Origin of the sequence: Nocardioides caeni, assembly GCF_004912195.1 — a bacterium.
GTDB classification, from domain to species: domain Bacteria; phylum Actinomycetota; class Actinomycetes; order Propionibacteriales; family Nocardioidaceae; genus Nocardioides; species Nocardioides caeni.
On record NZ_STGW01000006.1, the window covers coordinates 43,560 to 57,162 of the forward strand.

13 protein-coding genes, 1 tRNA gene and 1 pseudogene are annotated in these 13,603 nt (G+C 72.2%); 7 read left to right on the plus strand and 8 right to left on the minus strand.

Annotation, left to right across the window (positions count from 1 at the left end):
• The 3 genes and pseudogenes from E9934_RS19915 to E9934_RS10910 all read right to left on the minus strand — a co-directional run.
• Positions 1-267, minus strand: a pseudogene (locus tag E9934_RS19915) (hypothetical protein); the annotation flags it as partial.
• A gap of 147 nt (positions 268-414) precedes the next feature.
• A tRNA-Pro gene (locus E9934_RS10905) sits at positions 415-488 on the minus strand.
• Positions 489-580: 92 nt separating this feature from the next.
• Positions 581-1,513: a metallophosphoesterase gene (locus E9934_RS10910; protein WP_136562926.1), complete on the minus strand. Its 933-nt coding sequence runs from the start codon at positions 1,511-1,513 to the stop codon at positions 581-583.
• Positions 1,514-1,549: 36 nt separating this feature from the next.
• Between E9934_RS10910 and E9934_RS10915 the strand changes: the two genes are divergently transcribed.
• Positions 1,550-2,011: a GatB/YqeY domain-containing protein gene (locus E9934_RS10915; protein WP_136562927.1), complete on the plus strand. Its 462-nt coding sequence runs from the start codon at positions 1,550-1,552 to the stop codon at positions 2,009-2,011.
• A 108-nt stretch (positions 2,012-2,119) separates the two neighbouring features.
• Here the strand turns inward: E9934_RS10915 and E9934_RS10920 are convergent, their stop codons facing one another.
• A complete protein-coding gene (locus E9934_RS10920) occupies positions 2,120-4,522 on the minus strand; it encodes a penicillin-binding protein (RefSeq protein ID WP_136562928.1) in 2,403 nt (800 codons plus the stop codon).
• 251 nt (positions 4,523-4,773) lie between these two features.
• On the opposite strand from E9934_RS10920, the gene E9934_RS10925 reads away from it, so the two are divergent.
• Positions 4,774-5,052 (plus strand): WhiB family transcriptional regulator, encoded by a 279-nt coding sequence (locus tag E9934_RS10925; protein ID WP_136562929.1) that lies wholly within the window; start codon positions 4,774-4,776, stop codon positions 5,050-5,052.
• Positions 5,053-5,137: 85 nt separating this feature from the next.
• Here the strand turns inward: E9934_RS10925 and bagB are convergent, their stop codons facing one another.
• From bagB to E9934_RS10945, 4 genes are all read right to left on the minus strand, one after another.
• A complete protein-coding gene (bagB, locus tag E9934_RS10930; RefSeq protein WP_136562930.1) occupies positions 5,138-6,373 on the minus strand; it encodes an ArsA family ATPase in 1,236 nt (411 codons plus the stop codon).
• 6 nt (positions 6,374-6,379) lie between these two features.
• Positions 6,380-7,390, minus strand: a complete 1,011-nt coding sequence (bagA, locus tag E9934_RS10935; protein ID WP_136562931.1) for an ATPase BagA — start codon at positions 7,388-7,390, stop codon at positions 6,380-6,382.
• Between the two features lie 66 nt (positions 7,391-7,456).
• Positions 7,457-8,818 carry an MFS transporter gene (locus E9934_RS10940; RefSeq protein WP_136562932.1) on the minus strand — a complete coding sequence of 454 codons (1,362 nt, stop codon included), beginning with the start codon at positions 8,816-8,818 and terminating at the stop codon, positions 7,457-7,459.
• Positions 8,815-9,384 (minus strand): winged helix-turn-helix domain-containing protein, encoded by a 570-nt coding sequence (locus E9934_RS10945; RefSeq protein ID WP_136562933.1) that lies wholly within the window; start codon positions 9,382-9,384, stop codon positions 8,815-8,817. The genes E9934_RS10940 and E9934_RS10945 overlap by 4 nt, the downstream gene beginning before the upstream one ends.
• Before the next feature lie 67 nt (positions 9,385-9,451).
• On the opposite strand from E9934_RS10945, the gene E9934_RS19835 reads away from it, so the two are divergent.
• The 5 genes from E9934_RS19835 to E9934_RS19920 all read left to right on the plus strand — a co-directional run bounded on the left by E9934_RS19835 (position 9,452) and on the right by E9934_RS19920 (position 13,499).
• Positions 9,452-9,607: a Sp36 family protein gene (locus E9934_RS19835; RefSeq protein WP_162851546.1), complete on the plus strand. Its 156-nt coding sequence runs from the start codon at positions 9,452-9,454 to the stop codon at positions 9,605-9,607.
• Positions 9,608-9,611: 4 nt separating this feature from the next.
• Positions 9,612-10,094, plus strand: coding sequence for a RidA family protein (locus E9934_RS10950; RefSeq protein ID WP_136562934.1), 483 nt, complete (start codon positions 9,612-9,614; stop codon positions 10,092-10,094).
• Positions 10,091-10,978 (plus strand): NUDIX hydrolase, encoded by an 888-nt coding sequence (locus E9934_RS10955; RefSeq protein ID WP_136562935.1) that lies wholly within the window; start codon positions 10,091-10,093, stop codon positions 10,976-10,978. The genes E9934_RS10950 and E9934_RS10955 overlap by 4 nt, the downstream gene beginning before the upstream one ends.
• A 3-nt stretch (positions 10,979-10,981) precedes the next feature.
• Positions 10,982-11,800: an MBL fold metallo-hydrolase gene (locus E9934_RS10960; RefSeq protein ID WP_136562936.1), complete on the plus strand. Its 819-nt coding sequence runs from the start codon at positions 10,982-10,984 to the stop codon at positions 11,798-11,800.
• Positions 11,801-11,876: 76 nt separating this feature from the next.
• Complete coding sequence (locus tag E9934_RS19920) at positions 11,877-13,499, plus strand: LPXTG cell wall anchor domain-containing protein (RefSeq protein WP_136562937.1); 1,623 nt, start codon at positions 11,877-11,879, stop codon at positions 13,497-13,499.
• Positions 13,500-13,603: the final 104 nt, after the last annotated feature.

Here is a 13,603-nt window from a genome sequence, read left to right on the forward strand (position 1 = left end):
CTGCACGGTCTCAATGACCGCAGTCGGCTCGTCCGCGGGCTCGACGGCCTCCGGCTCGACGGCCGCCGGCTCGTCGATGACCTCCGGCTCGTCGATCGGCTCGGGCTCGTCGAGGACCTCGGCCTCGGCGCTCGGCTCCTCCGCGCCGGGCGCCTCCTCGGCGGCTGCGCGGGCAGGCGCGGGTGAGCTCGAAGCGGTCTTCTTCTTGCGACCGAACAGCTTGGGTGGCTCCAAACTGAGCTTCAGCTTGTCCTGCTCGTCTGCCATGGGCAGCAGTCTGTCATGGAGGCAGGCCCGATCGAGCGTCCGAGGTCACCAACGTGACGGGGGGTGCCGGGCGGCTGCCGAAAAATGTCGGTGGGCCCCCACCGGAGTGGGGGCCCACCGGGCTCGACGTCCTCGGACATCTGGCGGTCGGGCTGACAGGATTTGAACCTGCGGCCTCCTCGTCCCGAACGAGGCGCGCTACCAAGCTGCGCCACAGCCCGCCGTGCTCAGGCCCGCGCAAACGCGCCTGCTCACAAGCAGGGGAGCATAGCGGAGCCGAGGGTCCGGCCCGCAATCGGGGAGGCCCGGGAGGTCAGGCCCGGGGGAGCAGTGTCAGGAGCACGGCCTCGGGGCGACAGGCCACCCGCACCCGGCTGTAGGGGTTGGTCCCGACTCCCGCGCTCACCTCGAGCCACGCCGATCCGGCGTCACCCGGCCGGGAGTCGGCAGGGTGGCGGTGCAGGCCACTCGCCCGGGCAGGGTCGAGGTCGCAGTTGGTGGTCAGCGCTCGCGGGCCGCCCGGCCACGGCAGCCGGACCTGTCCTCCGTGGGTGTGGCCGGCGACGATGGCGTCGTAGCCGTCGGCGGCGAACTGGTCCAGCACGCGCAGGTACGGCGCGTGGGCGACCGCGAGGCGCAGGTCGGCCGCGTCGTCGGCCGGCCCGGCCACCGCGGCCAGGTCGTCGTAGCCCAGGTGGGGGTCGTCGACGCCGGCGAAGGCCAACGAGGTCTCGCCGACGGCGAGCCGGGCGCGCCGGTTGGTCAGGTCGAGCCAGCCGGCTCCGGCGAGACCGGCACTGAGCTCGCCCCAGGGCAGCTGCGGCACGTCGGTGTGCCGCTTGCCGCGGTCGGGCAGCAGGTAGCCGAACGGGTTGCGCAGGCCGGGCTCGAAGTAGTCGTTGGAGCCGTGGACGAACACGCCGGGCACCTCGAGCAGCGGAGCGAGGCTGTCGAGCACGGGCGACACGGCGTCGCGGTGCGCGAGGTTGTCCCCGGTGTCGATGACGAGGTCCGGGCGCAGCGTGGCGAGGGAGCGCAGCCACTCCTGCTTGCGGTGCTGGCCGGGGGTCATGTGCAGGTCGGTGAGGTGCAGGACCCGCAGCGGTCGCATGCCGGCGGGGAGGACACGCAGGTCGTGCCGGGTGACGCCGTACTGCCGGGCCTCCCAGTGGCCATAGCCGGCCAGGGCCGCGCCGCCGACCCCGCTCACCGCTGCCGCGCGGACCAGCGAGCGGAGGAATCCCATTGGTCCAGTCTCCTACAGGGCAGGCACAATCACCCCATGAGCACCCTCAAGGACCGTCTGCGCACCGACCTCACGACCGCCATCAAGGCGCGGGACGACGTGCGGTCCTCGACGCTGCGGATGATCCTCACAGCGGTCACCAACGCCGAGGTCGCGGGCAAGGTCGCCAAGGAGCTGACCGACGACGAGATCCTGACCGTGCTGTCGAGCGAGGCCAAGAAGCGCCGCGAGGCCGCGGTCGCGTTCGAGGACGGCAACCGTCCCGAGAGCGCGGCCAAGGAGCGCGCCGAGGCCGCCGTGATCGCCGACTACCTGCCCGCCCAGCTCGGGCCGGAGGAGATCGCGACGATCGTCACCGCCGTCGTCGACGAGCTCGGCCTCGCCGGGGCCGGCCCCAAGGCGATGGGTCAGGTCATGGGCAAGGTGACGCCGCAGGTCAAGGGCAAGGCCGACGGCGCCGCCGTCGCCGCGGAGGTACGACGCCAGCTCGGCGCCTGACCGGGCCTTCGCGTCCGATTCACCACGGTCGGTGGGCGAGTGTGCGCCTTCCTCGCGGAACTCCGCCGGGGAAGCGGCCACCCGTCTCCCTACCGTGGTGAATTGACCTCAGTCGTCGTCGCGGCCGCCGCCGCGACCGTTGTCCTGGCCGTTGCCGTTGCCGTTGCCGTTGCCGTTGCCGCCTCGGCCGCCACCACCGCCGCCACCGCCACCGCCGCCGCCACCGCCGCGGCCGTCGCCGCGTGAGCGGCGGGGGCTGCCGTCGGAGATGTAGAGCGTGACGGTGTCGCCCGAGCCGAGCCGGGCACCGGCGCCGGGAGCGGAGTAGGCGACCAGTCCGCGCTGATAGCTGGAATCGACCATGGGACCGCGGACCACGTTGAAGCCGAGGGCCTCGAGGCTGGCGCGGGCGTCGTCGTAGGAGCGTCCCGCGACGGAGGGCACGGGGACGAGCAGGCCGGCGATGTCGGTGGAGGAGGGTCGCTCGAAGTCGTCGTCGGGGAGGATCTCGGCGAGCGCCTTGAAGGCGTCACCCCAGATCGGCCCGGCCGTCGTCGATCCGGAGGAGGAGTAGAGGGTGTTGCCGCCGACGGACTTGCCGTCGAGTGACTCCGGCTGGCCGGCCGAGTTGACGCCGGCGACCATGCCGGCGCCCGACAGGGTCGGGGTGTAGCCGACGAACCACACGGCCTTGTTGTCGCTCGTCGTGCCGGTCTTGCCGGCCGAGGGCTGGCCGGGGTTGAGCGCCGACCCGAAGCCGCCCTCGATGACGCCACGCAGGACGTCGTTGACGGCGTTGGCGACCGGGGAGGCGAGCACCTGGTTGCAGGCCTCGGGGTACTTCTTCAGCACGTTGCCGTCGGCGTCCTCGATCTGCGTGACCGGGCGTGAGGAGCAGTGCACGCCCTTGGCGGCGAAGGTCGCGTAGGCCTCGGCCATGTCGAGGGCGCTGACGTCGGAGACGCCGAGGGTGAAGGACGGGATCTGCCACTTCTTGGAGAGGTTGATGCCCATCTCCCGGGCGAGCTTCCAGGGGTCGCACAGACCGGTCTCGAGCTCGAGGTTCACGAAGAAGGTGTTGACCGAGTTCTGGGTGCCCTCGTAGAGGTCGGGATTGGCCGAGGAGCTGGTCGAGTTGCCGGGCGTCCAGACCTCGCTGGACTGGTAGCTCCCGTCGCAGGTCTCGAACTCGTTGAGCGGGAAGTAGCCCGTCTGCGGGGCGGGGAAGCGCCGGTTGAGAGGCACGTCCTGCCGGATGGCGGAGGCCAGCACGAAGGCCTTGAAGGTCGAGCCGGGCTGGAAGCCGGCCGCGTCGCCGTAGGTCGTCGGCACGGTGTAGTTGAGGAAGGTCTGGCCCTTGCCCTTGCCCATCGGGCGCGACTGGGCCAACGCCTTGACGTTGCCGGTGCCGGGCTCGACCAGCGCCAGGGCGCCGATCGCGCCGTCGTCCTTGAAGACGTGCGAGGAGACCGAGTTCTGGGCTGCGTTCTGGAAGCGCATGTCGATCGTGGTGCGGATGGAGAGACCACCGCTGAAGATGAGGCGCTCGCGCTCCTCGGGGGTGGCGCCGAGGGCGGGGTCGGTCTTGAGCCACTCCACGACGTAGGCGCAGAAGAACTGGGCCTGGGAGTTGACGCACCCGTTGGCCATGTCCTTGACCTTCAGGCCCAGGCCGCGGTTGCCGACCTTGTCGGCACGCTCCTGGCTGATGACGCTGAGCTGTGCCATCCGGTCGAGTACGACGTTGCGGCGGACCTTGGCCTGCGCGGCGTTCTTGGTCGGGTTGTAGGCCTCGGGGCTCTGCACCAGGCCGGCGAGCAGCGAGGCCTGCAGCAGGTTGAGGTCCTTGGCGTTGACACTGAAGTAGTGCTGGGCGGCGGCCTGGACGCCATAGGCACCGTCGCCGAAGTAGGCGGTGTTGAGGTAGCGCTCGAGGATCCAGTCCTTGCTGTGGCGCTTCTCGAGCGCAATGGCGTAGCGGAGCTCGCGGAGCTTGCGGCCGTAGGTGTCGTCCGTGGCGGCCTCGCGCTCCTCCTCGGTGTCGGCCTGGTTGATGAGGGTCAGCTTCACCAGCTGCTGCGTGATCGAGGAGCCGCCCTGGACGACGCCGTCGGCGGCCTGGTTGGTGAAGAGCGCGCGCAGCGTGCCCTTCAGGTCGAGTGCGCCGTGCTGGTAGAAGCGGTAGTCCTCGATAGCGACGATCGCCTCGACCATCGTCCGCGAGATCTGGCGCAGCGGGACGTTGATCCGGTTCTGGTCATAGAGGGTCGCGATCGTGGTGCCGTTGCTGCCCTTGATCTCGGTGCGCTGCGGGAGCTGCTCGGTCTCGAGCTCCTGCGGCAGGTCGTCGACCGACTCGGCGACGTTGCGGGCGCTGAAGCCGAGCACGCCGGCGAACGGGATGGCCAGGCCGGAGACCACCACACCCAGGACGACGGAGACGAGCAGCATGACGCCCAGATGCGAGGCGATCTTGCCGGGCGGCAGGCCGTCGAAGCGGGTGCGGGACATGGGCTCAGGGTACGGGACCATGGGTCGAGTCCCCGAGTCGTCGCCAGCGGTGCAGCGGCGGCCCGACGCGGACCTTCGGCCCGGGTCGGGTCCCGGGCCTCGTCACCGGTCTAGTCCGGATTGACTACCAGAAGTGGGCCCAAAGAGCGGGTGTCGGTCGAGGGATTCGTCCTTTACCTTGTTGAGACCGGTTGGACCGAGCGCTGTGGGGGTGCTGGCCAACCGGGTGTGGGAATCACCAGGGGACACACATGTGGGTTGAGGACTGGGCGTTGAACGCCGCCTGCAGGGACACGCAGCCGGACCAGTTGTTCGTTCGAGGCGCCGAGCAGAACAAGGCGAAGCAGCTGTGCGCGGGATGCCCCGTGCGCACCGAGTGCCTCGCCGAGGCGCTCGACAACCAGATCGAGTGGGGCGTCTGGGGCGGCATGACCGAGCGCGAGCGCCGGGCGCTGCTGCGCCGCCGGCCCAACGCGTCGTGGCGCAACGTGCTCGAGGCCGCCCGCGAGGGCTCGGCCGTCCAGGTCTGAGCTTCGATTCGAGGCTGAGGCGCAACCGACCGGGTTTCGAGACGCGTCACTCGGTCGTCGCAGGCTCCGACCGAGCCGACGCTCCTCAACCTTCGGGCGTGTGGCGCGGGTTCGCAGGCTCACCCGCGGCGCCCGAAAGCAGTCCACCGACCCGACGCAGCCCGTCGAGGTCGTGGACGTCGCCGGCGAGCGCGGGTACGACGGCCGTCGCCACCTGCGGGTGAGCGGCGGCGAAGCGCTCGCGCAGCACGCCCTCGCGCCCGACCAGGCGGGTCCGGTCGGCGTGCAGCCGCAGGAGTCCCGCGGTGAGTGACTCCGGGTCGGCCGCGCGCAGCCGGTCGGCGGCGGCCATGGCCTCGTCGGCCGACAGCTCGCCCGCCGGCTGGGGGCTGGCACGGTTGACGACGAGCCCGGCCAGCGGCATCCGGTCCTCGGTGAGCCGCTCGACGAAGTACGCCGCCTCGCGCAGCGCGTCGGGCTCGGGCGCCGCGATCACGAGGAACGCCGTACCGTCGGCCTGGAGCAGGGAGTAGGTCTGCTGGGCCCGCTGCCGGAAGCCGCCGAAGACGGTGTCGAGCGCGGTGACGAAGGTCTGCAGGTCCTTGAGGAACTGCGCGCCGAGGACCTTGGTCAGCGCGTTGGTGATGATGCTGAAGCCGGCGGTCATGAGCTTCGCCGGTCCCCTCGCCGGGGCCAGCATCAGTCGCACGAACCGGCCGTCGAGGAAGCTGGAGAGCCGCTCGGGCGCGTCCAGGAAGTCGAGCGCCGAGCGGGATGGCGGAGTGTCGACGACGATCAGGTCGTAGTCGCCGGAGGACTCGGGACCGGAGGCGACGTGCTCGCGGTGGATCTGTCCGAGCTTCTCCATCGCCATGTATTCCTGCGTGCCGGCGAACGAGCTGGACAGTGCGATGTAGAAGGGGTTCTTCAGGATCTGCTCGGCCTTCTCGGGGCTGGCCTGGGAGAGCACGACCTCGTCGAAGGTGCGCTTCATGTCCAGCATCATCGCGTCGAGCGAGCCCTCGCCCACCACGCCCGTGACCGGGCGCGGGGTGTTGTCGAGCTCGGCGATCCCCATCGACTGGGCCAGGCGCCGCGCCGGGTCGATGGTGAGGACGACGACCTTGCGCCCGCGCTCGGCGGCCCGCAGTGCGAGGGCGGCGCTGGTCGTCGTCTTGCCCACGCCACCGGATCCGCAGCACACGATGATGGCGGTGGACCTGTCATCGAGGAGGGCGTCGACGTCCAGCTCTCCTGCTCGTTGCGACGGCGGCGTCGACGGTCCGACGCGGGAGGGGCGCTTCGCGCTGCTGCGTGCCATGTCTGCTCAGGCCATCCCTTGCTGTCGGAGGAGGCCGGCGAGCTCGTAGAGGCCGCCGAGGTCCATGCCACCGGCCAGGCGGGGCAGCTCGTAGGACGGGACGCCCAGACCGGCGACCAGCTCACGCTGGGAGTCCTCCAGGGCGCGGCGCTCGGCGTGGTCGGCGGCTTCGGCGAGCAGACCGTCGACGAGCGTGGCACCGGAGGTGCCGTCGAGTGCGACCCCCGCGCTGGTGAGGTCGGCCTCGACGCGGCTCCTGTCGAGCGTGCCCGCCCGGGCCGCGGACAGTGCCTCGCTCGAGAGGTCCTGGGGCCGGACCTGGTTGACGATGACACCGCCGACCGGCAGGTCGGCGCTGCGCAGCTCGGCGATCCCGTCGGCGGTCTCCTGGACCGGCATCTCCTCCAGCACCGTGACCAGGTGGACAGCGGTCTGGGGGGAGCGGAAGAGGGTCATCATCGTGTCGGACTGTGACTTCATCGGCCCGACCTTGGCGAGGCCGGCGAGCTCGTTGCTGACGTTGAGGAACTGGGTGATCCGCCCGGTCGGCGGCGCGTCGAGCACCACGGCGTCGTACTGGATGGCGCCCTTGTTGCGGCTGTTGCGCTGGACGGCCTCATAGACCTTGCCGGTCAGCAGCACGTCGCGGACGCCGGGTGCGATGGTGGTGGCGAACTCGATCACGCCGAAGCGGTCGAGGGCGCGGCCGGCGCGACCGAGTCGGTAGTAGAGGGCGAGGTACTCCAGCAGCGCCGCCTCGGCGTCGATGTGGAGGCCGTGCACGACGCCGCGACCGCCGTCGGCGTCCGGGAGTCCGGTCGTCAGGCGCCGCTCCTCGTAGGGCAGCGGGTCGACGTCGAACATCCGCGCGATGCCCTGGCGGCCCTCGACCTCGCACAGCAGCACGTTGGCGCCCTTGGTCGCCAATGCCAGGGCCAGGGCGGAGGCCACGGTCGACTTGCCCGTGCCGCCCTTGCCGGTCACCACGTGCAGCCGGACCTTCCCCCAGTCACTCACGTGGGCAGCGTAGCGAGCGCTCGTGCCGGAAACAGGCGAAGCCGCGACACGGTGAGCAGCGTTACGTCACGGGCTGGGGGGCGCGGTGACCGGCCCGGCCTGTCGTCCGGCCTGTCGTCCGGCCTGTCGTTCGGCGCGGACCGCGGCGCGATAGAAGACAGCGCCCGCCAGGCCGACCGCGCCGCCGGTGACCATCGCCGTCGGCGTCGTCGTGGCGGTGGCCAGCAGCCCGAGCAGCGGCGTGGCCAGCGCGAACGCGCCGAAGGCGGTCATCGAGTTGAGCGACAGCACGGTGGCCCGGTTGGCCGAGGTGGCCTCGCGGTGCAGCAGCGCCGAGTGCGACGGGCCGCAGGACCCGTGCATCGCGTAGGTGAAGAGATACGCGGCGACGAGGGCGACCGGGCCGAGCGCCAGGCCCATCACGATCGCGCCGAGGCTGTTGAGGACCCGGGCGACGACCGCGGTGCGGGCCACGCCCCACCGCGGCGTTGCCCAGCCGGCCAGGGCCGCCCCCAGCGCGAAGATGCCCCAGCCCAGTGCGGCGACGGCGCCCATCCATGCGCCGGCCTCCTCCGTGCTGCCGAGCAGCTCGGAGAGCCGCACCGGCTGGAAGGTCTCGAACACGACCATCGTGACCGACCAGCAGGCCTCGACCAGCACGAGCCCCTGCAGCACCCGGTTGCGCCGCACGAGGCCCAGGCCGGCGCGGATCACGGCCGGCGTCTCGCGTGCCGAGCGGGCGGCGCGATGCAGGGCGGTGCCGCCCGTGGGGTGCGGGCGGTCCTCCTTCATCAGCACGACGGTCGCGAGCAGGTGCAGGGCGTTGAGGACGACGAAGACGACCACCGGCAGCGTCAGGGCCGACCACCCGGGCATCGGCGCCCACAGCACCAGGCCGCCGGTGGCCAGTGATCCGAGGGCCATCGAGATGCCGAGCAGCGTGCCCTGCCGCGCCAGCGTCCGGTCGACGTCGGCGCCGGGCGTGGTCGCGTGGACCGTGTCCACGAACCACGCCTCGAGCGGGCCGGAGTCGAGGGCTCGGAAGACACCGAACAGGGCGGAGGACAGCGCAAAGGTCCAGAAGGAGTCCGCGAGGAGGAGCGCGACGGCGGCAGCGACGTTGGCGATCGCGGAGACGACGTAGACCGGACGGCGTCCGAAGATGTCGGCGAAGCCGCTCGTGGGGAGCTCCAGGGCGAGCACCACCCAGCCGGTGACGGCCGTCGTCGTCAGGGCCTGCGCGATGCTCAGGCCGTTGTCGAGCTGATAGAGGGTGAGGATGCCGGCGACGAACCCGACCGGCAGCCAGCGCGTCACGGTCAGCGTCAGGAAGGCCCGCCGCGCCGCCTCGGGGGTCAGCGGAGCGGGCGGCGCGGCCGCGGCCGACGGGGCCGACGGGGCCGACGTGGTGGTGTCGGGACTGCTCATCGCGTCGGCACGTCCGTCGGGTCCTGCGGGAAGCCGAGGTAGGCCACCGTCACGGTGCGGGCGGCCGGGTCGCCGTCGCCCGCCCGGGCGTAACGGGCGATGACGGCGGACAGCTCCGCATTGAGCTCATGCAGCTGGGCGGCCGTGACGTGGACGGCGTCGTCGCCCATCCCGGCGGCGTCCCGCCACGCGAGGGGCCAGCGCGCCTCGGCGTCCAGCCACTCGGCGTACCGCCCGGAGATCTGGTCGAGGTAGTGGCGCACCAGCCAGTTGAGAGCCTGCTCGGCGTCGGGGTCGCCTGCGAAGTCGCTGCGGTCCCACCCGTGCATCCGGGTCGACGCCTCCCACAGGCGACGCTTGCCGATGCCCGCGCCGGTGTCGGTCACCAGCCCGACGGACTCCAGCTTGCGCAGGTGATAGCTGGTGGCGCCCGTGTTGGTGTCGAGTCGTCCGGCGAGCTCGGTCGCCGTCGCCGCCCCGTCGCGACGCAGCTCGCTCAGCAGCCGCGCGCGCAACGGGTGCGCCAGGACGGCGAGGGACTCAGTGGTCAGACGGACGGACTCCATGCGTGCACAATAGTTGTGCACACATTCTCTGCACAAGGGCCGCGCGGTTCGCGGATAGGGTGCGGGCATGACCAAGTGGGAGTACCAGGTGGCGCCCGTCCTCAACCACGTCGCGGCGCAGATCCTCAACAACTTCGGCCAGGACGGGTGGGAGCTCGTCACCCTCGTCCCCGGCCAGGGCGGCAACGACATCGCCTACTTCAAGCGCCCCGCCGAGGGCTGAGCCCGTGCCGACCCCCGAAGAGCGGCTCGCCGAGCTCGGCCTCAGCGTGCCGGAGGTGGTCCCGCCGGTCGCCGCCTACGTCCCCGCCGTCGCCAGCGGGCGGCACGTGTTCACCGCAGGGCAGCTGCCCATGAAGAACGGCGTCCTGATGGCGACCGGCAAGGTCGGCGCCGAGGTCACCCCGGAGATCGCCCACGAGTGCGCCCGTCAGTGCGCCCTCAATGCGCTGGCGGCGATCCGCTCCGTCACCGGCGACCTGGCCGGCGTCCGGATCGTCAAGGTCGTCGCGTTCGTCGCGTCGACGCCCGACTTCACCGGCCAGCCCGGCGTCGCCAACGGCGCCTCCGAGCTCTTCGGCAAGGTCTTCGGGGACGCCGGCGTGCACGCCCGCTCGGCGGTCGGCGTCCCTGTCCTGCCCCTCGACGCCCCCGTCGAGGTCGAGGTGATCGCCGAGATCCCCGCGGCGATCGAGGGCGGGGTCGAGTGAGGATCCCGCTGCCGCCCGTCCCGCTTCCCGCGCACCTGGCCGACGTCGCCCGCGAGTACGCCGACGGCACCCGGGTCGCCGCGGAGCCCCGCGACGCCGCGACCGTGATCCTGATGCGCGCCGGAGCCGACGGAGCGCCGGAGGTCTACCTGCTCCGTCGCCATGTGTCGATGGAGTTCGCCGGCGGGATGTGCGTCTTCCCCGGCGGCGGCGTCGACCCCCGCGACTACGACCAGGACGTCGCGTGGGCCGGGCCGACCCCCGCCACGTGGGCCGCCCGCCTGGACGCCACCGAGGACGTCGCCCGGGCGCTGGTCTGCGCCGCGGTCCGCGAGACCTTCGAGGAGTCCGGTGTGCTGCTGGCCGGCCCGTCGGCCGACGAGGTCGTCGCCGACACGACCGGCGACGACTGGGAGGCCGACCGGCACGCGCTGGAGTCCCGCGCGCTGTCGATGACCGACTTCCTCAACCGGCGTGGTCTGGTGCTCCGCACCGACCTGCTCGGCACGTGGAGCGGCTGGCTGACGCCGGTCTTCGAGTCGAAGCGCTATCGCACCTGGTTCTTCGTCGCCCGGCTCCCGGAGGGTCAGGTCACCCGCGACGTCTCGACCGAGTCCTCGGAGGTCACCTGGCTCGGCGCCGCGGAGGCCGCCGAGCAGGCGGACCGCGGCGACCTCGCGATGCTGCCGCCGACCTACCTCACCTGCCTCGAGATCGGTGAGATCGGCCGGGTCGAGGGGGCCGACGGCATCGACGCGGTGATCGGCGCCAGTGCCGGGCGGTCGGTCACGATGTTCATGCCGGAGGTCGAGCCGCTCGGGGAGGGACTCACCCTCTCGATGCCCGACGAGCTCCGCCCGCTCGTCGCGTCCCGGAGGTCCTGACCGATGGAGCCCTGGTCGGGCGGGGAGTACGGCGCCCGCGGGCGCTGCGTGCTCGCGCCCAACCCGGGCCTGATGACCCTCGACGGCACCAACACCTGGATCCTGCGCGAGCCGGGTGCACGCCGATCGATCGTCGTGGACCCCGGTCCGCTGCACGACGACCACCTCGACGCGGTCGCTGCTGTCGCGGGGGAGGTGGAGGCGGTCGTCGTCACCCACCACCACATCGACCACACCGAGGCGGCGCGCTCCTTCGCGGAGCGGATGGGCTGCGGCGTGCGCGGTCTCGACGCCGACCAGTGCTGGCGCGCGGACCCCGTCGTCGACGGTGAGCAGATCGAGCTCGACGGGCTCGCGCTGCAGGTGCACCACACGCCCGGGCACACCCGCGACTCGATCTCGCTGCTGGTCGAGGCCGACCGGGCGCTGCTGACCGGTGACGCCGTGCTCGGGCGCGGCACGACGGTGATCGCCCACCCCGACGGGGATCTGGCGGGCTACTTCGCCTCGCTCGACCGGATGCGCGGGCTGGTGCAGGACGGTCGGGTCGCGACGCTGTGGCCGGCCCACGGGCCCGTGCTCGGCGACGCCGGCGGCGTGCTCGACCACTACCGGGCGCACCGGCGTGAGCGACTCGCCCAGGTCGAGGCCGCACTCGCCACGCTCGGCATGACCACCACCGCGCTGGACCCGGACGTCGCCGACGACCCGATCCTCGCCCGTCGCGTCGTCGAGATCGTCTATGCCGACGTCGACGAGGCGTTGTGGGGCGCCGCGGAGTGGTCGGTGCGGGCCCAGCTGGCCCATCTCGCGACCAGCTGAACCGAGGGTTGCGCCGCAAGGTAAAGAGATTGTTGTATCCGGGACGAGATCCCGCATTTTCTGGTGATATGTCACCATGCTCCCCCCATCTCGCAGGATCCGTCGATCGAGCGCGCTCGCTGCCGCAGCGCTGGCGCTGCTCGCGTCGTTGAGCCCCACCACCGCACTCGCCGAGGACATCGGCCCCGGCAGCGGCCCGGCCGCAGGCTCGGAGGTCGAGCCCACGCCGACCCCCACGCCCGAGCCCACGCCGACCCCCACGCCCGAGCCGACGCCGGACCCCACTCCTGAGCCCTCGCCCGAGCCCGCGCCGACTCCCACCCAGGAGCCGGCACCGGCGCCCGCCGAGGGCGACGCGCCCCCGCCGGCCAGCACCACCGAGGACGAGTCCGCCCCCGTCGTACCGACGCCGCAGCAGGCGCCCGGCCCGGTCGTCGTGTCCGGTGACGACTCGATCGTGGTGGAGGCGACCAGCGCCGCGGGCGCGGACGTGCCGATCCAGTTCTCGATCAGCGGTGGCTGGACGGACAGCCCGGTCGTGGTGGGCGCGTGCGCCCTCAGTGACGAGCCCGTGGACAGCGTCTGGGACTTCCTCGACCTCGACTTCCTGGGCTACACCTTCGGCACGTCGTTCTCCACCGTCGAGGAGCTCGCCGTCGGGACCTACTACGGCGGGTGCATGTGGGCGCCCTTCTCGCTGGCCAACCTGTTCCAGTACAAGTTCCACAGCTTCACCATCGAGGTGAAGGACCCGCTGCCGACCGTCACGGTGCCGGCCGACCTCAACGCGGTCGCGGTCGACGCCGACGGCGCCCCCGTCGACTTCAGCGTGACCGGCAACGACGTCATCGACGGCGACCTGCCCGTCACCTGCCTGAAGCCCGGCGACGTCCCGGTCGTGTCCGGTGACGTGCTCGCGATCGGTACGACGACCGTGACCTGCTCGGTGGTCAACTCCCGCGACGTGGAGGCCTCGGACTCCTTCGACGTCACCGTGACCGCTCCGCAGCCGACGGTGAGCGTCCCGGCTGACGCACTGCTCGAGGCCACCGGGCCCGCCGGGGCCGCTCTCGACTTCACCGTCACCGGGGCCGACTTCACCGGCGCCGCGCTGACGCCGACCTGCCGCCTCACGGACGGCGCCCCCGAGGACGTCGTCGTCACGGGCGCGACCTTCCCGCTGGGATCCACGTCGGTGACCTGCTCCGTCGAGGACGCCTGGGCGGGCACGGCGGACGCGGCCTTCGTGGTCGAGGTCGTCGACACCACGGGCCCGGTCCTCGACCTGCCCGACGACATCACCGTCGAGGCCACCGGCCCGTCGGGCGCGGCGGTCGAGTTCGTCGCGACCGCGACCGATCTCGTCGTCGGTCCGGTCCCCGTCACCTGCACCCCGGCCTCGGGCAGCGTCTTCGCGCTCGGTGTCACCGAGGTGTCCTGCAGCGCCACCGACGAGCAGGCCCCGATCCTGCTGCGCGCACCGGCCGTGTCCGACTCGTTCACCGTGACCGTGGTCGAGGCCGACGAGCCCGGCAACGTCGGCGGCGACACCGACACCGACGACGGCACCTCCGACGACGGTGAGGTCGCGGCCGCGGAGGCGCTGCCGGAGACGGGCGCGCCGTCCCTGGCCCTGCCGGCCCTGCTGGCCGGTCTGCTCCTGCTCGCCGGAGCCGCGCTGGTCCGCCGCCGCGCCTGACGCCGGACGCGGCGTGCTCCTCTCGGGGGGTACGCCGCGCCGGCCCAGCGGTCCGTCAGGACCGGTTCTGCCGGGTTCTGCCGGGTTCTGCCGGGTTCTGCCGG